Origin of the sequence: Photobacterium sanguinicancri (assembly GCF_002265265.1) — a bacterium.
Lineage (GTDB): Bacteria > Pseudomonadota > Gammaproteobacteria > Enterobacterales > Vibrionaceae > Photobacterium > Photobacterium sanguinicancri.
Window position 1 is genome coordinate 1 of sequence record NZ_NOIF01000068.1, and the last position, 23,784, is coordinate 23,784.

The window sequence follows — 23,784 nt, forward strand, 5'->3', positions numbered from 1 at the left end:
CTGTTTAATAAATTTGTGATTTATTAAAATCCTAAAATTGAGACAAAACGGTGTTCTGAGGTGAAAGTGGAAATTTACAGCTAAACTTTTTACGTGATAGTGAGTTTAAAGGCAAATCATGGAATCTAGAGCGTATCCCATCGGAACTGTTTTAAAAATTCGTTGTACATCATATTGGCATTATGGAATGTCAGATGGTAGAGGCGGAGTAATACATAACTCTAAAAAACGTCGGCAAGTTCAATTTGATACAATCGATGAGTTTGCAGAGGGACGTGAGGTTATTGTGAGTTCAATCACAAGTGATAACCCAAAGCTGGCATTCTTACATGCTAAAAAGTTCGTTGGTACGCCCTATAACATCTTTACACAGAATTGTGAGCAGTTTGTTCGGCAAGCCCATGGTTTACCCGTGGAGTGTACGCAATTCCAACGGCTGATGGTTGTCGCATTTGGCGGTTATTTAGTGGTTGGTGAAAAAAATCGTTTTATAAAAATAGCTGGACTAGGGATATTGGCTGGTAGTTTTTTGTCGCCTTCAGAAAAAAGCCCCTACCATAGAGCAATGAAAGGAGCGGTAATTGCTGCGGGTGGGGCGTTGTGGGTAAGTTCAATAGCCAAAGGCGTTTTTCGTAATAGAAATTTAAAGAGATCCGACCTGTAACACAGAAAAGAGTTAAACTAATTTGTAGAGTATATCGCCTTACCAGCGAATATACCGTTTGAGTAAGTATTTAATTAGTTAGACTATTGGTAGTTACACGACTGAATGGAAGCAACTGTGACAATTTTTATTGAACGAGAACATGACCACCAGTTTGACCATATTGCCGCTTTATCTGAGAGCATCGCGGAAGAATTAGCGCAGGAATATGGTATTCGCTGGGGGTGGAATAATGAGAAGTTAGAAATCCGCCACTCATCAGCCCGTGGTTTTATGTTAGCAGAAGACGGAAAAATAACGATAGAGCTACGGTTAGGTTTCGCTGCGAGTTTATTTTCTTCATCCATAGAGCAAAATATTGTACAGCGCTTAGATCAACTCCTGACGCCTGATTTCTAATACTAACTGCGATACTCTCTGGCTCTTATATCAGCAGCATGCTTAGTCTTATCAGCATGCTGCTTTTTGTTTTATTAGTTATAAGCAAATACACTTTTCCTCCCTATATCACGCTAAAAATCGCCATCTCCTTAATATTTGATCTTGCCCACAATAAATTTCTTATTTAGTAAGAACACTCTAATTGAAATTCGTATTCTGTAGTTAAGCAGTCAGGGAAACAACTGGCTGACAACAGTTGTAATTCATGTAAGGAGAGCACACTCATGGGCATCTTTAAACGTACATCAGGCGAATCAAACAAGGTGGCGAATAGCCCAATGCGTGACGCCATGGTCTATAACATTTGGCTAGCTGGATTAGGCGCTTATGCAAAAAGTGCTGAAGAAGTTAATCAAATTTCTAGCAAAGGCATGAGCCTTTTTGATGAGCTAATTGAGCGCGGTCGTGAAGTTGAATCAACCACGAAAGAGCGCGTACATACAGCACGTAGCCAAACAACCGTGGCTATTGAAGAACGTGTACATCAAGTGGTTCAAAAGTTGGTGGGTTTAGATAATGAACGTCTAGACCAAGTTGATGACAAAATTGATCAACTAACAGACACCATTGAGAAGTTACTTGTTCGTCAGCAGGAAGCCGCGAAAAAAGCGCCGGCTAAAAAAGTGGAAGCAAAAAAGCCCGCAGCTAAGGCTACTACGCGTAAGCCAAGTGTTGCACGCCGTAAGCCAGCGAAAGCCGCTGAGCCTAAAGCACTAGAAACTAAACCTGCTGAAGCACCAAAAGAAACAGTTAAACCTGTGACGGAAGTGAAACCAGTAATTGCAGCACGTCCAGTGGTTCAAGCAACACCTGAGAAACCAACAGCTAAACCTGTTGAAGCTCAGAAAGAAGCAGCAAAACCAGTATAAGTTCTAACTCTAAAGCAGTGGCAGCTTGCTTTGGTATTGATTAATCATAGAACCAGCGCTTGACGCAGGGGGATAGCAAAATGATCGATAAAACAGTAGTGAAAGCGGCAAAAAATGTCGTAGAAAATGGTGAAGGTGTTGCACGTAACATTTGGCTTGCAGGCCTAGGTTTATACAGCCGCACCCTTGAAGAAGCACAACAAATCAACGAAAAAACAACAACTGTTTTTGACGAGCTTGTAGAGCGCGGAAAAGAAGTTGAGATTGAAACAAAAGAGTGCATTGGTAAAAATGCAGAAAAAGCGACTGACGAAGTGGAAGCGGGCATGAATGATTTATTCTACCGTCTAAGTGGTGTCGACCGTGAAAAACTAGAGCGTATGGATGATAAAATCGACAAGCTAACAGAAGCTGTCGAAAAACTGGCTGAAGTACAATAATTGCCAGTTTAAGACTACAGCGGAGAATGCCAGCCTTGAAGCTGTAGTCTTTTCCTAGCGTTTCAGCGACGTTAGGGTTCAGAGGCACGTGAGCCATGCATGTGCCTCTTTTTTGCATTTATCAAACATAAAAGTGCCACGGTATACAAAGAAAAAGCGGGTCATGTAACGTACTTATGACATGAAAATGTATTATTTTTGTCACGAGTCTCGTAGATGTCATTGACCAACTAAGCTGTGAGCTTCTACGTTTATATCAAGGTTGTTCCTTTTTAGGAGCCAACTGATACTGAACTAAGGTGGTGGTTATGGATAGTTGGCGTAATCGTGCATTCAATAAGTTACTTTATCGTGTAATGCGACAGCGACTTGCTCGCTGTAATTCAACATTAGAAATGCGCGAGCTGATCTTAAATATTGATAATTTTGGAGCGTTAATCTCGACTCCAAAAGGCCTTGACGTAACACCCACTAAATTTGCAAATGTTGGTTGCGATTGGGTCGACATGCCCAAAAGTAGTGGTAACAAGATCATATTATATTTTCACGGCGGTGGTTTCTGCTTTTATAGCCCAAACATTCACAACGCCTTTGTGGGGCGATTAGCCCAACAAACCAAATCTCGTGGTTTGATGATTAATTACAGCCTTGCACCTGAAAAACCGTACCCAGCGGCTTTAGATGAGTGCTATGCCGTATATCAAGCACTACTTGTGAAAGGTTACCTGCCGCAGAACATTCTTTTTGCAGGGGATTCTGCTGGGGGCAATCTCGCGCTTGCGACGCTCTTACGTTTACGTGATATGAAAATGCGCATGCCTGCTGGCATTGTGTTGTTATCACCTGTCACTGATATGGCAGTAACAGGAGAGTCGGCCTTTGTGAAAAGTAAAGATGACCCATTTTTTGACCTAAGCAGTTTATTGTTAATGCGGAATAATTACTTAGGTAATAACAACCCTTGCGATCCAGATATCTCACCATTTTATGCTGAGCTAAATGGATTGCCACCGTGTTTTGTTACTGCAGGAACAGAAGAACTACTGATGGATGATGCGATCCGTTTAGCAGAAAAAATGGGAGAAGCGGGAGGCGACGTGACACTGAATATAGTTAAAGGTGTGCCACATGTGTACCCGTTGTTTTACCAGTTGAACGAGGCTAAAGAAGCGATCAAATTGATATCACAATTTATGAATGATTCGCTCAAAAAGAGTGACGGTGTCACTAAAAAGGCGAGTTAATAGTTGGCTGTCATGTTCGATGGCGTATAAGACCACATTTTATGTGCGAAATACTATTAATCTAGTAGTGAATTGCGGTAAATTCGCAGTGTTGGATTTACAGATTATCAGGGTTACTTATGTCATCAGATTATAACGGCACTAGTGCTGCATATGCACGTCAAGAGCAAGGCTACCGAGAGAAAGCATTAAAACTATACCCTTGGGTATGCGGCCGTTGTTCACGCGAGTTTGTGTATTCAAATCTTCGTGAATTAACCGTTCACCATGCTGACCATGACCACACCAACAACCCAGCCGACGGTAGTAACTGGGAACTGCTTTGCTTGTTTTGTCATGACCATGAGCATGAAAAATACACAGAGCATGATCAGCAGTCAGGCAGTGTAGTCAAAGCGGGTGAAAACGACCATGAAGCGGCAACGTTTAACCCATTCGCTGATTTAAAAGCGATGATGGAAAAGAAAAAATAAGTCATACACAGACTTAAGCAAAGAATTCATTTCTTATGCAATCATAAAAAAACGAGGCTTTTGGCCTCGTTTTTTGTTTTTACCATAGGATCGTATTATCGATCTGAATCTATGATTAAGCGCTTAGCTGGGCTAGAGTGCTTTTTGCGTCGGTGATTGATTGTGACGCTAGTTCATCACCCATCGCAAGAGCTTCACCGTAAACAAACTCAACATTGTCTAGACCAACAAAGCCAAGAATATTCTGCAAGTAAGGTACAAGCGTGTCAGATGCTGCGCCTTTGTGAATGCCGCCGCGTGTTGTCACAACAATCACTTTTTTATCTTTAAGTAAGCCTACAGGGCCTTGCTCTGTGTACGAGAAGGTAACACCTGCACGTGCAATTAAATCGAACCAGTTTTTAAGTTGAGTCGGAATAGTGAAGTTATACATAGGTGCAGCAATGATAATGGTATCGCTGATCTGTAGCTCTTCAATTAACTGATCTGACATTGCTAGTGCAGCTTGCTGTTTCTCGCTTAGATTGTCACCACCACGAAGTGCATTCGCGACATCTGCATCTAACATTGGTACTGGGTTTGCAGCTAAATCACGCTCAATAATTGATTGTGTTTTACCTTCCCAGCTTGTTAATAAATGATCGATTAATGCGTTTGACTGTGAATAGCCACCAAGGATGCTTGATTTAAGAACTAGAACGTTAGCCATTATTTTTTCCTACATTAAATGCTTTTTTGCGTAGGCATTAATATAGATTTTGTGTGTGAGAAGAAACAGCTCAAAAGCTTGGTCAACTTGTTCAAAAAAATCGAACGAGTATTCAAATATCTTGGCAGTTATTGTTCAAAACTGAACTGCAAAGGTGACTGTTGGTGGGTAACAGGCAAAAAATAGCCCGAAACGACTCCTGTCTCGGGCTTAGGGGAATGGCTCTCGTGAGAGCCTTGCGCTAACTGGTTAGTAAATGGAGATCAATTACACTATCAATGTTAGTTCACGCAGTACAATTTACCAGTTTTAGCAATGAGAATTGGAATCAACCTAAATACAGTCGATTAGATATCGAATAAATTGGTGTCTCGAACCATTTCTCGTGGCAAACCATTTTTGATGCGGTTGCCGACCCATTTGCCAATGCCAATTGGGTAATCTCGGTAGTTTACGATGACTTCCCCTTTACCTGAAAGGTCCTCTGGGCGAATGTCTCGGCCCATAAACCACTCTTTAGCTTGTTCCGCCGTTAGATCAACCGATACGCTTTCTTGACCTGATGCTAGGGCCATGATCGCTTCGTGTTGCCAGCGATAGCCTTTTTTATGTTGTTCTGCCAACTTAATGCCCATACGCTGAAAACGAATTTCAGTGAGTAGTGGTTTTAAGTTTTGTGGGAATAACCACAGTTCTTTGTCGCGAACCCAGACATCGCTTTCGTGCGGTAGGGTAATATCCAGCGTTGCTTTAAGGCTTGCTGCAATATCTTGTTTGTCTTTTTCAGCCAAGATCGAGAAGGGGAATTTACCCATACGTTTTTTGACTTCAGGAGACTCTACCGAAGTCAGTTTTCGAATGCGGGCAACAAAGAAGCCTTCGCTATCAAAAATCTGGGGGTAGACATGCAAGAAGCCTTCTTCTGTTGTCGATTGTGCTGCCCCGTCGAATAAGTCATCCAATGGTTCAAACTGTACGGCATCACCAAAGGTCTCTTTCAAGAAGTGACATACCTGCTGATTTTCAGTTTGGTTGAGTGTGCAGGTTGAATACACCATCACACCGCCCGGTTTAAGGGCTTGAAATGCACTCACAATCAAGTTGCGCTGTACTTCAGCAATACTGTCGATAGATGCTAATGACCAGTTCGCCATTGCATCTTCATCTTTACGAATAGCCCCTTCACCTGAACAAGGCGCATCCAGTAAAATAGAGTCAAATGCTTCAGGTGCCCACCCGCCAAAGACACAACCATCAAAGTGCGTCAATGATGCGTTATACACACCACAACGTTGTAAGTTAGAGTGCAACACTTTGATACGGCTTGCTGCTAGCTCATTGGCGACTAATGCCCCTTTGTTTTGCATCGCGCAAGCAATTTGAGTGGTTTTAGAACCCGGTGCTGATGCCATATCCAACACGCAATCTAATTGATCGTTGTTTTTAAGAAGTGCAGTAACAGGCATCATTGAGCTGGCTTCTTGAATATAAAAAAGCCCAGCTAGGTGTTCTGCTGTATTGCCAAGCGAGACGGTGTTTTCATCTTCTCGTTCAATCCAAAATCCAGTATCACACCAAGGTACAGGGGTTAATGTCCAATCTTTGTCCGCAACACGGGCTAGGAAGTCTTCCACACTGATCTTTAAGGTATTAATACGAATACTACGTCGAAGTGGGGTCTTACAGCAGGCGAGAAAATCATCCATATTCAGGTTTTCTGGCATGGTTTGACGAATAAGTTCGATGAAGTCTTCAGGGATATAGATTTTTGAATGCAAGGGAGTATCTCGATAACAGGCATTGATGGGCGAGAGTGTATATCAAATCACAGCGTTAAGCATCTATGGCAATAGGCAGTATGAGGTAAATAGGTTTAAGGGAATAAAAAAGGAGCATCGAAATGCTCCTTTTAGTAGATCATTAGTTAACTCTTGCGAATGCCGTTAATCGCGCGGGATCGCAGTGCGCCAATCTTTCCACTCAGACTTCGCCTGTTTATGAAGTAGGAAGTGTGAGTCCGCTTTAGCAATAGGTGCTAGTGGGTGAGCTTCTGGTGTCGCAAAGGCAATGCCACCACGGATCAAACTATCGACGGTACCGCTATTGACGGTTGCGCCAGTAATGCCAATCGATACATCAAACCCAGAGACATTCCAGAACACGCTATCTTTACGAACAAGATGGCGATATTTCTGTTCTATTTGTGCTTCAATCATTACGCGATCGGCTAAATCACCAAGGCTAACTTTTACAACTTGGCCAACTTGGATATCGCGGTAAAGCAGCGGTGTCCCTTCGCTTATTGAATTACGCTTCTCGCTTTCCAATACCACGGTAAGCCCTGAGTTTAATAACTCAGCACTGCCAAGGTTAAAGGTCTGCTGTTTAATACCTTTTCCAGGGTCCACTGAAATATAAGAGCTTAACAAGCTGTCTAAATTTTTAGTTTCAGTTAGGCTTAGTTTCGGCTTCACAATCCAGAAGTAGCTACCCGCTCGGGCGATAACGTCGGCAAACTGTGGGAAAAGGCGAGCGCTAATGTTCACATTCCCTTTGTCGAAATTAGGCGTAATAGTCGTAATTTTACCAATGGCAATGCCTTGGTAACGGATTTCAGTGCCTACAGCAAGTGCACGAGCATCGCTTGCCGTTAGTTGGATTTCTTGTCCGAAATTACGAGCATCCTTTAAGCTTGAATAAAGCTTAAAGCGACCATTTTGTTTGTTACTAACACCATCAATATCATCAAAGGCGACGCCGCCTTTAATTAATGTTGCGACAGGGGAGGCGGTAATTTTTACGCCACTTAAACCTGCCTCAACCTCAACGCCAGAACGATTCCAGAAAACCGTATTTTGGGTAACTAAATGGCGGTATTTATTTTCAATGTTTAACGATAAGGTTACGCCAGATGCAGTTAATGCGTAGCTTGTAACTTCACCTACTTGTAGGTTGCGGTAGAGTACAGGGCTACCTTCAGAAACTGGTGGTAGTTCGTTTGCTACTAAGGTGAAGCGTGCAAAACCTTTTGCTGTCTCTGCTGCTAGTGTTGCTAGGCGTTCACTGCTATATAAAGTGTAATTTTTCGCGATTTTCTTACTGCCGCCACTGGTGAAACTAATGCCGTTGCTGATCAACTGTTCTGCCGGTGGCAAGCTAACATCTAACCCTTTGCTGCTTAGATTAGCTTTAATGCCACCATCTATATAGAAGCGACTGGCTGAACCAATAAGCGATGTATATTCAGTATTAACAATAACGCTAAAGCGCACTTTGTCTTTTTCTAGTTTTACATGGGTTACACGGCCCACGGCAATACCACGGTGCAGAATTTTCGTACCACGCTTGATGCCAAAACTACTATCAGCATATAAATCGAAAGTGGCTACACCATGTTGTTTCTCTTGCAGCTCATCTTTGGTGATTGCTTTAAATAACCGACTTGGTTCGCCTTCACCTGGAATAAGGGTAAGGAAGTTACCGCGTACCAAGTTACCAATGTTTTTGACACCAGTGAGCGATAATTCAGCTTCTTCAAGTAGTAGGCTTGAACCGCTGTTCAGTAAGTCGCTCATGCTAGGTTCAATCGCTGCGTGTGCGATGATTTTGCTGCGTGCTTCATCAAGGCGAACATCTGAAATTTGGCCAATTTGAAGGCCGCGATAAACAATCGGAGCACCGCTTGCGCTGATGTTACTGTTTTCTGGTAGTTCAACTTTAATCGCGATGCCACGGCCAGCGGTATTCAGGTCAGGGTATAAGCGGAATAAATGGTTATCTTCAATAGCTCGACCTTCATCAGGTGAATCAAAAGCGATAGCACCAGCGATCATGGCAGATAAACTTTCAAACTGAACATCAACGCCATTGAAGTTGATGTTGGCACTCATACCGCTGACATTCCAAAAGCGGCTTTTATTGGTAACTAAATCGGCATATTGCGGCTGAATTAACACATCAACAAGTACACGTTTATTATTGTTACTTAAGGTGTAGTTGTACACTTCACCAACAGGGATCTTCTTATAGAATACTTGGGAACCAATACTGATTGAGCCTAAGTCAGGTGCTCGCAGCTGAATAGACAGCCCTGCACCAATCGGGGTGTCAGACGGTTGGCCATCGAGAGCGGTAAAGCTTTGCGTTGCTTCACCTTCACCCGGTTGTAGCGCGATATAGTTACCTGATACCAAAGCGTCTAAACCTGAAATACCAGTAATAGATGCTTTCGGTTTTACTAGCCAAAAGCGTGTACCAGTATTGAGTGTTTGAACGGCTTCTGGATAGATATCGGCTTCAACATAAATACTTTCGAGATCATCAGATAGCGTTACATCGCGTACTATGCCGACTTCAAGTCCTTGATAGCGAATTGTTGTGCGCCCTGCAATTAGACCTGCCGCATCATTAAAATGAATTTGAATCCGCTGACCTGCATCATTTACGGCTTTAAAGACCAGCCATCCAGCAAGGGCAAAGGCTAAAATAGGAAGTAACCAAAGGGGAGATACCGACCTATCGCGGTGAATATCTACTGGTTCTGGTTGATTGTTATTTCCGTTGTTCATAGTTATCCCATATTAAGCGCGAATCTAAACTTTCTGCTGCAAACATAGTTAGCACAACCACAATCCCGAATGAAACAGCGCCCGGGCCTGGTGTGAAATCGAGTATTTGTCCTCGGTCAATTAAGGCAACCATGATGGAAATTACGAATAAATCCATCATTGACCATTTACCAATCCACTGAATGATCCTAAAAAGGCGCATACGAAAGCGGTGGTGAATACGACGTTTAAACTGAATACACAACAATATGTAGGCAAGTCCCACTATTTTGGCGACTGGCACAACAATACTAGCGATAAAAATAATGGCTGCGATGCCGGGCATACCCGTTTTAATCAAGTGAGCTACACCTGAAAAAATGGTGTCTTCGGCACGTTTACCATTATTTAAAAAGATCGAAATAGCGAATAAGTTCGCTGGGAAAATAAAAATAGTCGCTGAAATTAAATACGCCCATGTTTTTTGAATCGAATGGGGTAGGCGTGCATGCAATGGGCTATGGCAACGTGTGCAATGGCTGTTCGCTCCTTGACTTAGGTGGCAAGAATGGCAGTGATGCACTAGCTCATCAGGATTATGATTTGTTTCAGGTTGCCATGCTTCCCAATAGCGAGTTGGGCTGATCCGTGTAAGCAGTAGCAGCATCAATATTTGAAGGATGACAAGGCTAATCAACCCCGGGCCAATATAAATGTCAGCATAGTCTTGAACTTTAAAGCAAGAAATTCCAAGGCTGACAAGAAACACTTCATACATAGCCCAGTGTTTTAGATGTTGGATGATCCACATTGAAGATTTGAATAGCCGAAAGTGCTGAATTTTTAAGCTTACTTGTGCAGTCATGACTGCCAAGGTCACTAAAAGAGGGGCTATGGTGCTACAAAATAAAATCAAAAAGGCAACAGCCGGAAATTCAGGTGCTAATGTGATAGTCCCTGCAGGTAATGTTGCTGGGATCATCTGCCCAAATAATCGGATAGTGATCATGGGGTAAATATGTGCCGGAATAAAAAGAATTAAACAGGCTAATGCAATAGCAAACTCCCCCGTAAATCGGGTAAAGCCACCTCTATATAAACGTGTTTTACAGCGAGGGCAGTAAGCACTCTGACCACGAAGGGCGACGTTAGGCATCACTGGCAAGTCACAGCCTGGACACAGGCGAGCCGTCGACATGGGTTGGTTAATCCTTTAAGTCTTTCTGAAATTATTCTTATCCAGAATGGAATAACCGCTGCATAAGCAGCGGTTTAAAAGAACACTATATTATTTTACGTTGACGCTGGCTATAGTGAGCGGTTGATTATCTTCACTCTGCTCGTGATTGGATGACTGTATCGAACCATACAAGGTTTGATATAGGCCCTCTTTTCGAACCAGTTCATCATGTGTACCAGCTTGGCTGAGTTTTCCGTCTTCAAGTACATAGATTATATCTGCTTGCTTAACGGCAGATAAACGGTGCGCCACAATTAATGTCGTTCTATCTCGCAAAAATTGATTAAGTGCCGTATGTAAAGCAGCTTCTGTCGCGGTATCTAAGGCTGATGTTGCTTCATCTAAAATCACAAAATCAGGGTTTGCCAGAACCATTCTTGCAATCGCAAGACGTTGACGTTGCCCACCTGAAAGGCGAATACCTTGGCGACCAATCTCAGTATCTAAACCATGTGTAAGCCGTTTAGTTACGTCCGTTAACTGTGCAATTTCAAGCGCCTGCCATAGGTCACTATCGCTATATTCAGCACCTAATGTCAGATTATGCCTCAGTGTGTCATTAAATAGAACGGGCTGTTGTAAAACGACGGCCATTTTTTCACGCAATGCCTCATAGCTGACATCTTCAATGCGCTCACCGTTGATCAATAGGTCGCCAGAGTCTTTTTGGTAGATACCTAATAGCAGCTGGATAAGGGTTGATTTACCACCACCTGATGCTCCAACTAATGCGACGCGTTTTCCGGCTGGAATCGTTAAGTTTAGGCCACGTAAGACTTCTTTATCGTCATCATAAGAAAAATGGACATCACGCACATCTATCGATAAAGCTTGGTTTGGGGTGAACGGGTTAACGGTCGCTACAGGGCGGACTTCTTCTTCCAATGTCATCAAGCCATTGAGGCGTTGCATAGCAGCCGAAGCGCTATACCAAGCAAATTGAATCCCGAGTAACTCTTGGACCGGACTTAACATAAACCAAAGGTAACCAAAAACAGCGAACATCTGTCCAATCGTTAAATCACTGAATATCACCATTAACATGGCTGCGGCACGGAATAATTCGAATCCGACTAAGAACAATAGGAATGAAACACGTCCAGCAGCTTCTGATTGCCATGCGTATTTGTCTGCATTGTGGCGAATCTCATCGGCACTTGATTTTAACTGCGTTAAAAATTCTTTCTCACGATTAGCGGCTCGCAGCTGATACAGACCATCAAGAGTTTCTACTAAGCGTTGCTGGAATTTTTCAAATGCTTGGTTTTCTTGTTTTTTAAGGTTCTTAACACGGCTACCCATTAGACGCGAAGCGTAAACAACAATCGGGTTCACCAATAAGATGAATAAGCCTAACTGCCAATTTAACCAAAGCAAAATACTCGCGGTACCAATAAGCGTTAGTAAACTCACTAAGAATCGGCTGAGTGTATCGCCAACAAATTTATCAATGGTTTCAATATCAGTAATTAAGTGCGATGTAATACCGCCGCTGCCGCGTTCTTCGTACTGCCGCATACTGATACGGCCTAATTTATCGATCAAGCGTTGACGGAGTAGGTAAGTTACGTCTTTAGCTACCAAGGTAAATTGGCGGCTTTGTAGGATGTTCAAGACTTGGCTAATAATGCGCATGATAACGATCATGACAAGTACAAGGATAATATAAGCGCCAGCCTCTTGAAGAGATTCAGGTAAAAAGGCGTTTAAGAAGGCAATGCCATTGGCTGGTTTATTAAGTAATACTTCATCCACCATTAATGGCATTAATAGTGGAATAGGAACACTAACCAAGGTTGCAACGATAGCGATAAGGTTAGCGGCAATTAATCGTGGTCGATGACGTTTTGCTTGCTTTAATAGCCAAGACCAGTTAATCATTTGATTTACAGAATCTTTCACGGTGATAATGATTCCTATTATTAACAAGATTCACATTCTAGCGGCTAAAGAAGGAGTAAGCCATGGAAAATAAACTCGCGTTTTATAATCGTTTAACAAAACAAGCTGTCGCTATCATAGAAGATGAGCCAGATGTCATTGCTAACCTCTCTAATATTAGTGCGTTACTCAACATGGAGTTAGAGGATATTAACTGGGTTGGCTTTTATTTGTTAAAAGGCGAGCAGTTAGTATTAGGTCCATTTCAAGGAAAAGTGGCTTGTGTACGTATTCCGGTAGGGCGAGGGGTGTGCGGTACTGCTATTTCAGAAGACACAGTTCAACGCATTGATGATGTTCATCAGTTTGAAGGGCACATTGCGTGCGATGCTGCGAGTAATTCTGAAATTGTGATCCCGTTCCGAATTGGTGGCGAATTGTACGGCGTGCTTGATATCGACAGCCCTATCTTGTCAAGATTTGACCAATTTGATGAAGAGGGTCTTGTTTCTTTCATTAATGCGCTACAAAAACACCTCTAATTTCATGCTTTCGGTGGTTTTTCAACGCTAGGTAACTATAATAGCGCAAACTATTTCTTTTTGAACAAAGCACTAACAGCGAGATGGTCTCGCTTTAAGTCAGGAAAATCCATGGAAAACTCTGAAAAGTTAACGAACAGTAAAGAAGTTATTGCGTACATTGCTGAGCGTTTCCCGAAATGTTTCTCTGTTGAAGGTGAAGCTAAACCACTTAAGATTGGTATCTTTCAAGATCTAGCTGCGCGTCTAAGCGACGACCCTAAAGTAAGCAAAACATTATTACGTACAGCTTTACGTCAATACACTTCTTCATGGCGTTACCTTCATGGTGCCAAAGCTGGCGCAAACCGCGTAGACCTAGATGGCAACGCATGCGGTGAGCTAGAGCAAGAGCATATTGACCATGCACAAAAAGCGCTAGAAGAAAGCAAAGCAAAAGTACGTGCTCGTCGTAAAGAGCAAGCAGTTGCGAAAGCCGCTGTTGCTAAAGAAGGTGAAGCTAAAGCGAAAAAAAATCGCACAAATTCAGCTAAACCAAAGAACACTAAGCAAAAAACGACTAAGCTAGATAAAAAGCCTGTTGAAACAACCCGTGCTCTAAACGCTGACGAAGTTAAAGTTGGCAAAGATGTAAATGTGAACATGGGTACCGGCAACATGCCGGCAACTATCGTTGAAATCAATAAGGACGATGTGCGTGTACGTTTGAGTAATGGTCTAACTATGGCTGTTAAAGCGGAGCACCTGCGTTCGTAAAGGAGAATGCTCGACGTATGAAATGTCGATTCCGTTTCTCACTGATCGCTGCCGGCATGATGCTGGCAGCATCAGCGCAAGCCCTAGAGGCTAAATACTCATTAAGTGACTTGCCGCAGTTAACTGCTGAAAAACAACATGCGACAGCTAGTAAGCGTATTGCATCGCGTTTTACACGTTCACACTACAAGCAATTTGCACTTGATGATCAATTCTCAGCTAGCATGTTTGACCGTTACGTCAAAATGTTGGACTTCAATCGCAGTTTCCTAACGCAATCTGACATTCAGTCTTTTGATAAGTGGGAAGATCAATTTGATGATCAGCTCAAATCGGGTGATTCATCAGCTGCTTTCAATATTTTTAATACAACACTTCAACGTCGATTCGATCGCTACCAATACGCGTTGTCTTTGCTTGATAGAGAAATCAAATTTGATGCCGATGAAAGCATTACAATTGATCGCTCTGAATTAGCATGGGCAAAAGACCGTAATGAGCTGAACGAAATTTGGCGTAAGCGTGTTAAATATGATGCATTGAATCTAAAACTCGCAGGTAAAGAGTGGAAAGAGATCAAAGAGACATTAGGGAAGCGTTATAACAACGCTCTTAAACGTCTAACACAATCGCATAGCGAAGATGTGTTCCAGATCTACATGAATGCTTTTGCCCGTGAAGTGGATCCGCACACCAGTTATCTATCGCCACGTAATGCTGAACAATTCCAATCGGAAATGAACCTTTCTCTAGAAGGTATTGGTGCGGTATTACAAGTTGTCGATGATTATACTGTGATTCGTTCACTGGTTGCTGGTGGTCCTGCATCTTCATCTAAACAGTTAACTGCTGGTGACCGCATTATTGGTGTTGGTCAGGAAGGTAAAGATATTGTCGATATTATCGGCTGGCGTCTTGATGATGTTGTTCAGTTAATCAAAGGACCGAAAGGTAGTAAGGTTATTCTGGAGATCTTACCTGAAAGCAAAAATGCCAAAAGTTACGATGTCACTATTACGCGTGACAAAATTCGTTTAGAAGACCGAGCGGTAAAATCAGAAGTTAAAGTTGAAGGCGGTAAGAAAATTGGTGTGATTGAAGTACCAAGTTTCTACGTTGGCTTGTCTGAAGATACTAAAAAAGAGCTTGCGTCACTGAATGATCAGCAAGTCGACGGTGTTGTCATTGATTTACGAAACAATGGTGGTGGTGCGCTAACAGAGGCTACAGCATTAACGGGTTTGTTTATTAATGGGGGCCCTGTTGTACAGGTTCGTGATAGTTATGGTCGCGTGAAAGTGAACGGTGATTCTGATGATCGCGTTTATTTTGATGGCCCATTAACGGTATTAGTGAATCGTTACAGTGCATCGGCATCTGAAATCTTTGCAGCGGCTATGCAAGATTACGGTAGAGCAGTGGTATTGGGTGAACAATCATTTGGTAAAGGTACAGTGCAACAGCATCGTTCATTAAACCATATTTATGATTTGTTCGATAAGCCACTTGGCCATGTTCAATACACGATTCAGAAATTCTACCGTATCAACGGTGGTAGTACGCAAAATCTAGGTGTTGTTCCTGATATTAGTTTCCCAACGGCGATCGATCCTGCAGATACAGGTGAGAGTGTCGAAGATAACGCATTACCTTGGGATAGCATTAAACCTGCGGGTTACCAGAAAGTTGATAACTTCTCTTCGGTATTACCGTCGTTATCTACTAAGCATGAAGGTCGTATTCAGAAAGATATGGAATTTGGTTTCATTCTTGATGATATTTCGAAGTATCAAGCTGAGAAAGATATTAAAACAATCTCGCTGAATGAAAAAACGCGAATTGCAGAACAAGACAAAGATGACCATGATCGTTTAGCTCGTTTGAATAAACGCCAGAAGGCGATAGGTAAAAAACCTTTTGCTTCACTGGACGATGTGCCAAAAGATTATGAAGCGCCCGATGCGTACTTAAATGAAGCAGTGGCCATCACTGTGGATTTAACCAATACGCAAAGCTAACGTTATCTGAACAAGACAATGAAACGGCCCTGATAGCAATATCAGGGCCGTTTTTTTATGCAGGTGCTATGCAATAAATTTGTATCAGCGATGAGATAACGCTAACTAAAATGTGATTTATCTCGAAAGTTTGTGTTCGATCTAACAATCAGGACTAGGGTTTTATATAAGCGTTCGTTTTGTGAGGTCGTGCTATGAAAACATTACTCGTCACTTTTGCATTGTTCATCAGTACTTGGAGTTTCCAAGTTGCTGCTGAAAAGCTAACAGAGTTTGATTATCCATTATTACTTGGTGATTGGTATTGGTTTAGTACTAACGATGAAGGTATAGAAAGCGAAGGTGAAAGCTATACAGCGATGAATATTAAGTTTACGTCTAACTATGACTTTGTTGTGCGTTTACTGCGGGCCGACGGCTCGGTTGATCAGTGGAAAGGTCAATACGATGTCGATGAAACAAACATAATATTTCGGTCGAGTGACCAACCCGAACAATTGCACTCGTACATGCTTAGCTACAATCAGTTTGTACTCGATGGTGCACGATTCACTAAATTGGCACCAGAGAACCTCCCTGGACAGTGGCATGCCTCTCGTATATCGGGAAGTGATGTAGATGAACATATTACTGGTTTATCTATTCTGTTACGCCCTGATTTCTTATTCTCGGTAGAGGTTAAAGGCACTGACGGGAAGATGAAAGAACACCGTGGTATCTACTATCTTGAAGACAATAATATCGTCCTACTTTATGAAGATGGTCAGCATGAAAGCCAGTATAAATTAGGGGCGGATAATACGCTGACATTAAGTAATAAGCAGTTTGGTATGGAAGCGATAATGCAGCGAGAGTATTGATATAGCACGAAGAATCGACAATAAACTCAATTTCGATCGTGATCTAGTATCATAAAGTAGAACGCTTTATTTATTGAATCAAACGCCGAAACACATATGTGGTTCGGCGTTTTTTATTTTCCTTTTACTAACTGATATAAGTAAAAATGGTTAGGTGCTTTTTAGCATCGAATTGACAACAAAAACACGAAGTTAACCTTTTGTTTACAATTTATTTGTATTTTATGCGATATCTGACTATTTTTGTTTTTAGTTGGGCTGATTGTCGACAATCTTTGTCGAGAGGCTGTGTTGATTAGCGTTTAGTAAAAAGGATAGCAGTAGTGGTTACGGTGAAAGAGTTGACTAAGTCAGAGGATCTGACAGAACGGTTGATTGAATGCATTGTTAATGGTGAATATCCCGCAGGCAGTAAAATTGCAGAATCCGATCTTGCTAATACTTTTGGTGTAAGCCGAGGGCCATTGCGTGAGGCTTTGATGCGGGTTGAAGCGCTAAGGCTCATTGAGCGAGTGCCGCATGTTGGCGCACGAGTTGTCGAACTGAGCCAAGAGAAGCTCATTGAAATTTATGCAGTGCGTGAAGCCTTAGAAGGAATGGCAGCACGACTTGCTTGCATTCATATTTCTGATGAAGAAATTGAAGGATTACAGCGCTTATTAACGACCCATCATCAACATATCGAAAAGGTTGAAGGCGCTTCTTATTTCCATCAGCAAGGGGATTTTGATTTTCATTATCGGATCATCAAAGCCAGTAGAAATTCCAAACTGATAAGTCTGCTGTGTGATGAGCTCTATCATTTACTGCGCATGTATCGTTATCAATCCCCACGAGCGCATTCTCGCCCAAGCCAAGCCTTGAGTGAACATGCTCAGATCCTCGCTGCAATAAAAGAACGCGATGGTGAACTAGCCGAAATGTTAATGCGCCGCCACATTATGCGAAGCCGCCAATTAATAGAGCAACAGCTGCTGATAGAACAATAAATTAAATGCCTGTGAGTAAGACTAATCACAGGTTTAGAGACAGACTTTCACTTAAGTGATGACAAGGAGAGAGCATCATGACACCCGGAAAGCGATTTCGACACGCGGTAGCGACAAATAATCCACTGCAAATAGTAGGGGCAATAAATCCGTATTGCGCAATGATGGCAGAGCAAGTAGGGCATCAAGCGATCTATTTATCAGGGGGCGGTATTGCCAATGCGTCATACGGTTTGCCTGACTTAGGCATCACCACCTTGAATGATGTGCTTGAAGATGTTCGCAGGGTGACGGCAGCCTCTTCACTGCCGCTGTTAGTCGATATAGACACTGGTTTTGGTGGTGCATTTAATATAGCGCGTACTATTCGAGAAATTGAAAAAGCCGGTGCCGCAGCGGTACATATTGAAGACCAAGTTGCGCAAAAACGCTGTGGTCATCGGCCTAATAAAGCCATTGTGAGTCAGCAAGAAATGGCCGATAGGATCAAGGCCTGTGTAGACGCAAAAACAGACAGTGATTTTGTCGTGATGGCACGAACAGATGCCTTAGCAGTCGAAGGGATGGATGCTGCCATTGAACGCGCTGTTGCTTGTATTGATGCGGGGGCCGATATGATTTTCCCCGAAGCGATAAACACGTTAGATCAATATAAACAGTTTTCATCAGCAGTTGATGTGCCTATTTTAGCGAACATAACCGAATTTGGGCAAACGCCATTATTCTCAGGTGAAGAGTTAGCAGAATGTGGTGTTGATATGGTGCTATACCCGCTTAGTGCTTTTCGTGCCATGAACCAAGCTGCGCTTAATGTCTATCAGCATCTAAAAGATGACGGTCATCAGCGGCAGGTTGTTGATGCAATGCAAACCCGAGAAGCGCTCTATCAATTCTTGGGTTATCACCAGTATGAAGAAACACTCGATAAGTTATTCTCAAAAAAATAGCCTAGAAAGAAGGGCAGAAAGTAAGTCATTAATTCGTTCTCTAATTTCATTTGTGCAGTGAAATTTATGTATTCATAACGTAATCGACAAAAGGAGTTTGCTATGCCAACGCTCGCCGTAGCTGATATAGAAAAGGACAGTAGTCACATTAGTGGTGCAGGACTGCGTGGTCAAAGTGCGGGAACAACATCATTATGTACAGTGGGTAAGACGGGAACTGGGCTGACATACCGCGGTTACGATATCACTGATCTGGCACACAATGCTGAATTTGAAGAAGTTGCCTATTTATTATTGAAAGGAAAACTACCTAATCAGCAAGAGCTGGATGATTATAAGCAGACGTTGATTGCAAAGCGAGGTTTGCCTGATGCACTCAAGCTAGTGTTAGAAGCTATACCTGCCACTGCACACCCTATGGATGTGATGCGCACGGGTTGCTCTATGTTAGGTAACTTGGATCAAGAAACCGATTTTAGCCAACAGCAAGATAAAACAGACACTTTGCTGGCGATGTTTCCCGCCATTATTTGTTACTGGTATCGCTTTAGCCATGATGGTGTACGCATCGACACTGCATTGAGTAAAGAACCTTGTATTGGTGGCTATTTCCTTGAAATGCTCACTGATAAAAAACCGTCTGCAATGCATAAACAAGTGATGCATTGTTCGCTTGTTTTATATGCAGAGCATGAATTTAACGCATCCACTTTTGCTGGACGCGTTTGTGCATCGACATTGTCAGACCTTCATTCTTGTGTGACGGCAGCAATTGGTACGTTACGAGGGCCGCTGCATGGTGGGGCAAATGAAGCCGCAATGGCGATGATCCAACAATGGCGAACACCTGAAGATGCTGAACAAGGCATCATGTTTATGTTGGATGGCAAAGATAAAATCATGGGGTTTGGCCATGCTATTTATCGCGAATCTGATCCACGAAATGCGCTAATCAAAGAATGGTCGCGCAAGCTGGCGAAGAATGCGAAAGATCCACAATTGTTCGATATTTCTGTGCGTGTTGAAGAAGTGCTAAAGCGTGAGAAAGGACTGTTTGCTAATGCCGATTTTTTCCATGCATCTGCTTACCATTTCATGGGTATTCCTACTAAGTTATTCACGCCTATTTTTGTGATGAGTCGAGTCACGGGTTGGGCTGCGCATATTTTTGAACAACGCGCGCATAACCGAATCATTCGCCCAAGTGCAGATTATGAAGGGCCAGAGCATCAAGATTGGTTGCCCATTGAAGAGCGAGACTAAAGCGCGGTGTGGAAATTCAATAGATAAGATCACAGCAGATAAAACTAAAGGATTAGAAAGGATAAAACATGAGCATGAACGTAGATATTAATGAACGTCCCGCCCCCGATGCATTGTTGGTAAAGATCGCAGACTATGTCGCTAATAGTGATATTCATTCAACAGAAGCCTATAACACCGCACGAAACTGTTTGATGGATACGTTAGGCTGCGGCTTGTTAGCGTTACGCTTTCCTGAATGTACTAAACATTTAGGTCCAATTGTACCAGGGACAACAGTACGGCATGGTGCACGTGTGCCGGGCACATCGCATGAACTCGACCCTGTGATGGCAGCATTTAATATCGGCTGTATTATACGGTGGCTAGATTATAACGACACTTGGCTAGCAGCAGAGTGGGGACACCCTTCAGATAATCTTGGCGGGATCCTTGCGACTGCCGATTACCTGAGTCGAGTTGCTGTTGCGGAGGGTAAAGCGCCTCTTACTGTGCGCGAGGTATTAACAGCGATGATCAAAGCCCATGAAATTCAAGGGGTACTGGCATTAGAGAATAGCTATAACCGTGTAGGTTTAGATCATGTGTTATTAGTACGTGTTGCCTCCACAGCGGTTGTTACTAAAATGCTCGGTGGTAGCCGTGACCAAATTATTGATGCCGTTTCACAAGCATGGGTTGATGGTTGTTCACTTCGTACTTATCGCCATGCACCTAATGCGGGGTCACGCAAATCATGGGCTGCGGGTGATGCGACTTCTCGCGCAGTCCGACTGGCCATGATCACCATGAAAGGCGAGATGGGGTTACCATCGGTATTAACAGCGCCGCAGTGGGGCTTTTACGATGTCCAGTTTAAAGGCGAGCAGTTTAAAGTTAATCAGCCGTTTGATAGCTACGTGATGGAAAATGTGCTGTTTAAAATTTCATTCCCTGCTGAGTTTCATGCTCAGACTGCCGTTGAGTGCGCGGTGGTGCTGCATCAAGATGTAAAAGATCGTCTTGATGAGATTGAGCGGATTGAAATTACCACGCATGAATCTGCTATTCGCATTATTTCAAAAGTGGGTGATTTGGCCAATCCTGCCGATCGTGATCATTGCTTACAATACATGATTGCGGTGCCATTGATTCATGGTGATTTAATTGCCGAGCATTATGAAGATGATTTTCATCGCGGTGATCCCCGTATTGATATACTGCGTGAAAAAATGCAAGTACAGGAAGATAAGCGTTACAGCGCAGAGTACCTTGAAGACGATAAACGTTCCATCGCTAATGCAATCCAAGTGTTCTTCACGGATGGTACTTCGACCGAGAAAGTCGCCGTTGAATACCCAATAGGGCATCGCCGTCGTCGCCAAGAAGGAATACCTGTATTAGAACGTAAGTTTGTCCGTAATTTGCAGACCCGTTTCCCAGTTGCAACCAGCCAATCTATTTTCGAATTATGCAGTGACCAAGCCAAGTTAGAGTCAACGCCTGTGAATGAGTTCATGGCGATGTTTGCTATTAATTAATGAAATATCCGTTGTTGTATTCAGCGTTGTTTATGTAGTTGTTCGCATGGTTGTTTAGCATTGCGGGACTATCACTAGTCGCTTTACCGATTAAAACGCCCAATCTACTCGATTGGGCGTTTTAGTTTTAATTCCGTGAGTTGTAGATATGTCCACATAATCAATACAGCGATCATTCCTTTTTAGTGAACAGCGTTGCCCAAGCCAGATACGATTAGCAAGCTTTAATGTGCTCTGTGTCAACAAAGCTGATATACAACAATATGTTGCACGGTAGGTTAATATACAATTGGGTTAATAACTAATATTTACCCTTTCAAAATCGGTGGTTATTATAACTACCAAGAGCTCTTATTGATGGATATAAAGCCGAAGCATTTAATACAAACAATTATCCCGTTAATTGTTGTCGTTTTCTTATCGTTGTCTTATGTCGGGTATTCTGACCTAAAAGTGAGCCGTGAAGCTGCTTACCAACAAGCTAAAGATAATGTCTCAGTCGCAAATGAATATTTAAAAGTGCATTTTAATGCTGTTGAAAATCACTTGTATTTATTAGGACAAATACTGGTGCGTGATGTCGCCTTTGATGACTACCTTGCTATGGGGGACGCATTGATTGCGAATCAAAAAAATCTCTCAGAGGTTGGTATTTATTCACAAGGCAGTTATTTCGCTACAAAAGGGATTGAAGTGCATAATGTGGCAAAAAAAATGGAAAATCGCCCATGGTATAACCCTGATACGATAATCGGAGAAAGTTATATATCGCCGATTTATATGAGTCGCACAACGGATAAATGGAGTGTTACGGTTGTTAAAGTGATCGAAATGGCAAATCAGCAGCTTGCCTATATTTTGTTGGAAACCGACGTTACTGAGCTATATAAGCAACTAGCCTTACTGAAAACAATGGAAAATGGCTATGTTTATGTCGTTGATATGCATAGTCGCCAGGTTATTATGCACCCTGACCATTCACGTATTGGTACGCTATCTGTCAGTGTATCACCCGAGTTGGTTAACAAGATAAAGCAAGGCGAAACGCAAGGTGCCGTTGATGGGTATATGTACAAGATGCGCTGGAAGTTTAGTGTTTATGATGCACAGAATGCATTTGGTTGGATTTTATTATCGGGCACGATTACCCAAGACATTACCTCTCAAGCTTTTAATTTAGGTGCAGTGAGCATTACTTTATTCTGTGTTATCGGGATCATGATACTGATTAATTTAATCTCAAAACGAGTCCATATTAATGGTAGGCAACTGACAGAGGTTGATGATCTAGTAACCCTAAATAAAAAGCTTAATACCGTGATTAAAGATCTCGTCCCTTGTGAAAGCGTTGTGTTGTTTACATATAACGAAGATCTACGTGAATATACAGATGTTAGTAAAAAGTATATATACCCGCAAGAGGAGGTCGAGCAATGTCTTCCCCCTGATAAACGACAATCTATGCGCATTTCGACAGTAAATAGAGATGATCTTATCGCGCGTCATATATCACCAACGCGTGCCGTGTTTCGAGTGCCTCTTGTTAATAATGATCAGCTGCAAGGCATTGCCTACTTATTGGGGGCGCCTGCGCTACTACCTTGGTTTGTTAATATCTACCGTGTTTATGCTCAGGGGGCGTTAAATCATGTGCTATTAAGACAGCGGATCAAAGATAAAGATCAAATGACGAACCTAATGAACAAAAACTATCTCCGCTCACATATTCAGCAAGTAATAAGTAAAAAATATACTGGTTATTATTTAGCGATGCTGGATATCGATGACTTTAAGATGATTAATGATGGGCTAGGCCATTTATTTGGTGACCAAGTGATTTTGTCTGTTGCAGGAAAATTGAAAGAGATCATGCCTGATCAGGCTATCATTGCTCGGTATGGTGGCGATGAATTCTCTATCCTGTTTGCTGCTAGTTCATACCAAGCTGCGGATACACAACTTCAAGATTTACGGTTAGCTTTGAGCCAACAAGAGGTACATTTTAATGGTAAAAAAGCGACTTACACTGTGAGTGTGGGTTTTGCGGCTGTAACAGGTGAGCTTGATAGTGTTATCTCTTTAGCGGATAACGCATTGTATAGGTCGAAAAAAAATAAGCCTAAAAAAGTCTGTTTGCATGATATGGGGAGTGGGCCTTGCCGTTACTATCTTTGTGATGAGCATCTAGAATTGATAGCGATGGAAGAAAAGAATAAAGAATGTGGTTAAATTTAAGTTGCTTGCTAATTTAGCTTTAAATATAAACCTCTGTCTCGTCCTAAAATAAAGCCCCTTGTCATTAGGTAATGCCGATCAGTTAGCGTAAATATGATCGGTTGAACGATCCTCCAGAGCTGTCAAAATCCAAGTGTAATTAATGC

20 protein-coding genes are annotated in these 23,784 nt (G+C 42.4%); 15 read left to right on the forward strand and 5 right to left on the reverse strand.

Annotated features, from left to right (window positions below; all coding sequences use genetic code 11):
- Positions 1–118 precede the first annotated feature (118 nt).
- The 6 genes from ASV53_RS11875 (at position 119) to ASV53_RS11900 (ending at position 4,131) form a co-directional block, all read left to right on the forward strand.
- Positions 119–664, forward strand: a complete 546-nt coding sequence (locus ASV53_RS11875; RefSeq protein ID WP_094957232.1) for a lecithin retinol acyltransferase family protein — start codon at positions 119–121, stop codon at positions 662–664.
- 117 nt (positions 665–781) lie between these two features.
- A complete protein-coding gene (locus ASV53_RS11880) occupies positions 782–1,063 on the forward strand; it encodes a polyhydroxyalkanoic acid system family protein (protein ID WP_062690692.1) in 282 nt (93 codons plus the stop codon).
- A 266-nt stretch (positions 1,064–1,329) separates the two neighbouring features.
- Positions 1,330–1,974, forward strand: a complete 645-nt coding sequence (locus ASV53_RS11885) for a phasin-related domain-containing protein (RefSeq protein ID WP_094957234.1) — start codon at positions 1,330–1,332, stop codon at positions 1,972–1,974.
- Positions 1,975–2,054: 80 nt separating this feature from the next.
- Positions 2,055–2,414: a phasin family protein gene (locus tag ASV53_RS11890; RefSeq protein WP_062690588.1), complete on the forward strand. Its 360-nt coding sequence runs from the start codon at positions 2,055–2,057 to the stop codon at positions 2,412–2,414.
- 308 nt (positions 2,415–2,722) lie between these two features.
- On the forward strand, positions 2,723–3,658 hold the full coding sequence (locus ASV53_RS11895) for an alpha/beta hydrolase (protein WP_062690589.1): 936 nt from the start codon (positions 2,723–2,725) through the stop codon (positions 3,656–3,658).
- A gap of 119 nt (positions 3,659–3,777) precedes the next feature.
- Positions 3,778–4,131: a YajD family HNH nuclease gene (locus ASV53_RS11900; protein ID WP_062690590.1), complete on the forward strand. Its 354-nt coding sequence runs from the start codon at positions 3,778–3,780 to the stop codon at positions 4,129–4,131.
- Positions 4,132–4,246: 115 nt separating this feature from the next.
- Here the strand turns inward: ASV53_RS11900 and ASV53_RS11905 are convergent, their stop codons facing one another.
- From ASV53_RS11905 to ASV53_RS11925, 5 genes are all read right to left on the reverse strand, one after another.
- A complete protein-coding gene (locus ASV53_RS11905; RefSeq protein WP_094957235.1) occupies positions 4,247–4,840 on the reverse strand; it encodes an FMN-dependent NADH-azoreductase in 594 nt (197 codons plus the stop codon).
- 347 nt (positions 4,841–5,187) lie between these two features.
- Positions 5,188–6,618, reverse strand: a complete 1,431-nt coding sequence (gene rsmF / locus ASV53_RS11910) for a 16S rRNA (cytosine(1407)-C(5))-methyltransferase RsmF (protein WP_062690592.1) — start codon at positions 6,616–6,618, stop codon at positions 5,188–5,190.
- A gap of 165 nt (positions 6,619–6,783) precedes the next feature.
- Positions 6,784–9,408 (reverse strand): MlaD family protein, encoded by a 2,625-nt coding sequence (locus ASV53_RS11915; RefSeq protein WP_094957236.1) that lies wholly within the window; start codon positions 9,406–9,408, stop codon positions 6,784–6,786.
- Positions 9,392–10,585, reverse strand: a complete 1,194-nt coding sequence (locus ASV53_RS11920; RefSeq protein WP_094957237.1) for a paraquat-inducible protein A — start codon at positions 10,583–10,585, stop codon at positions 9,392–9,394. The genes ASV53_RS11915 and ASV53_RS11920 overlap by 17 nt, the downstream gene beginning before the upstream one ends.
- A 90-nt stretch (positions 10,586–10,675) precedes the next feature.
- Positions 10,676–12,508 carry an ABC transporter ATP-binding protein gene (locus ASV53_RS11925; protein WP_062690693.1) on the reverse strand — a complete coding sequence of 611 codons (1,833 nt, stop codon included), beginning with the start codon at positions 12,506–12,508 and terminating at the stop codon, positions 10,676–10,678.
- Positions 12,509–12,591: 83 nt separating this feature from the next.
- Between ASV53_RS11925 and ASV53_RS11930 the strand changes: the two genes are divergently transcribed.
- From ASV53_RS11930 to ASV53_RS11970, 9 genes are all read left to right on the forward strand, one after another.
- The gene (locus ASV53_RS11930) at positions 12,592–13,050 is read left to right on the forward strand and encodes a free L-methionine (R)-S-oxide reductase MsrC (protein WP_094957238.1); all 459 of its coding nucleotides are present in this window, start codon (positions 12,592–12,594) and stop codon (positions 13,048–13,050) included.
- Between the two features lie 111 nt (positions 13,051–13,161).
- On the forward strand, positions 13,162–13,806 hold the full coding sequence (proQ, locus tag ASV53_RS11935) for an RNA chaperone ProQ (RefSeq protein WP_094957239.1): 645 nt from the start codon (positions 13,162–13,164) through the stop codon (positions 13,804–13,806).
- A 17-nt stretch (positions 13,807–13,823) separates the two neighbouring features.
- Positions 13,824–15,824 carry a carboxy terminal-processing peptidase gene (prc, locus tag ASV53_RS11940; RefSeq protein ID WP_094957240.1) on the forward strand — a complete coding sequence of 667 codons (2,001 nt, stop codon included), beginning with the start codon at positions 13,824–13,826 and terminating at the stop codon, positions 15,822–15,824.
- Between the two features lie 194 nt (positions 15,825–16,018).
- Complete coding sequence (locus ASV53_RS11945; RefSeq protein WP_062690594.1) at positions 16,019–16,684, forward strand: lipocalin-like domain-containing protein; 666 nt, start codon at positions 16,019–16,021, stop codon at positions 16,682–16,684.
- Positions 16,685–17,007: 323 nt separating this feature from the next.
- Entirely contained in the window at positions 17,008–17,673 is a 666-nt protein-coding gene (locus tag ASV53_RS11950; protein WP_094957241.1) for a GntR family transcriptional regulator, read from the forward strand.
- A 77-nt stretch (positions 17,674–17,750) separates the two neighbouring features.
- Complete coding sequence (prpB, locus tag ASV53_RS11955; protein WP_094957242.1) at positions 17,751–18,620, forward strand: methylisocitrate lyase; 870 nt, start codon at positions 17,751–17,753, stop codon at positions 18,618–18,620.
- Between the two features lie 102 nt (positions 18,621–18,722).
- Complete coding sequence (gene prpC / locus ASV53_RS11960; protein WP_094957243.1) at positions 18,723–19,883, forward strand: bifunctional 2-methylcitrate synthase/citrate synthase; 1,161 nt, start codon at positions 18,723–18,725, stop codon at positions 19,881–19,883.
- 68 nt (positions 19,884–19,951) lie between these two features.
- Positions 19,952–21,403: a bifunctional 2-methylcitrate dehydratase/aconitate hydratase gene (locus ASV53_RS11965; RefSeq protein ID WP_094957244.1), complete on the forward strand. Its 1,452-nt coding sequence runs from the start codon at positions 19,952–19,954 to the stop codon at positions 21,401–21,403.
- A 357-nt stretch (positions 21,404–21,760) separates the two neighbouring features.
- Entirely contained in the window at positions 21,761–23,632 is a 1,872-nt protein-coding gene (locus ASV53_RS11970) for a sensor domain-containing diguanylate cyclase (protein WP_094957245.1), read from the forward strand.
- Positions 23,633–23,784 lie beyond the last annotated feature (152 nt).

Bases quoted from the DNA above. Each gene is read 5' to 3' on its own strand.
- ASV53_RS11875 (WP_094957232.1), top strand. From the start codon at position 119: ATGGAATCTAGAGCGTATCCCATCGGAACTGTTTTAAAAATTCGTTGT.
- ASV53_RS11885 (WP_094957234.1), top strand. From the start codon at position 1,330: ATGGGCATCTTTAAACGTACATCAGGCGAATCAAACAAGGTGGCGAAT.
- ASV53_RS11890 (WP_062690588.1), top strand. From the start codon at position 2,055: ATGATCGATAAAACAGTAGTGAAAGCGGCAAAAAATGTCGTAGAAAAT.
- ASV53_RS11895 (WP_062690589.1), top strand. From the start codon at position 2,723: ATGGATAGTTGGCGTAATCGTGCATTCAATAAGTTACTTTATCGTGTA.
- ASV53_RS11900 (WP_062690590.1), top strand. From the start codon at position 3,778: ATGTCATCAGATTATAACGGCACTAGTGCTGCATATGCACGTCAAGAG.
- ASV53_RS11905 (WP_094957235.1), bottom strand. From the start codon at position 4,840: ATGGCTAACGTTCTAGTTCTTAAATCAAGCATCCTTGGTGGCTATTCA.
- ASV53_RS11915 (WP_094957236.1), bottom strand. From the start codon at position 9,408: ATGAACAACGGAAATAACAATCAACCAGAACCAGTAGATATTCACCGC.
- ASV53_RS11920 (WP_094957237.1), bottom strand. From the start codon at position 10,585: ATGTCGACGGCTCGCCTGTGTCCAGGCTGTGACTTGCCAGTGATGCCT.
- ASV53_RS11925 (WP_062690693.1), bottom strand. From the start codon at position 12,508: ATGATTAACTGGTCTTGGCTATTAAAGCAAGCAAAACGTCATCGACCA.
- ASV53_RS11930 (WP_094957238.1), top strand. From the start codon at position 12,592: ATGGAAAATAAACTCGCGTTTTATAATCGTTTAACAAAACAAGCTGTC.
- proQ (WP_094957239.1), top strand. From the start codon at position 13,162: ATGGAAAACTCTGAAAAGTTAACGAACAGTAAAGAAGTTATTGCGTAC.
- prc (WP_094957240.1), top strand. From the start codon at position 13,824: ATGAAATGTCGATTCCGTTTCTCACTGATCGCTGCCGGCATGATGCTG.
- ASV53_RS11945 (WP_062690594.1), top strand. From the start codon at position 16,019: ATGAAAACATTACTCGTCACTTTTGCATTGTTCATCAGTACTTGGAGT.
- prpB (WP_094957242.1), top strand. From the start codon at position 17,751: ATGACACCCGGAAAGCGATTTCGACACGCGGTAGCGACAAATAATCCA.
- prpC (WP_094957243.1), top strand. From the start codon at position 18,723: ATGCCAACGCTCGCCGTAGCTGATATAGAAAAGGACAGTAGTCACATT.
- ASV53_RS11965 (WP_094957244.1), top strand. From the start codon at position 19,952: ATGAGCATGAACGTAGATATTAATGAACGTCCCGCCCCCGATGCATTG.
- ASV53_RS11970 (WP_094957245.1), top strand. From the start codon at position 21,761: ATGGATATAAAGCCGAAGCATTTAATACAAACAATTATCCCGTTAATT.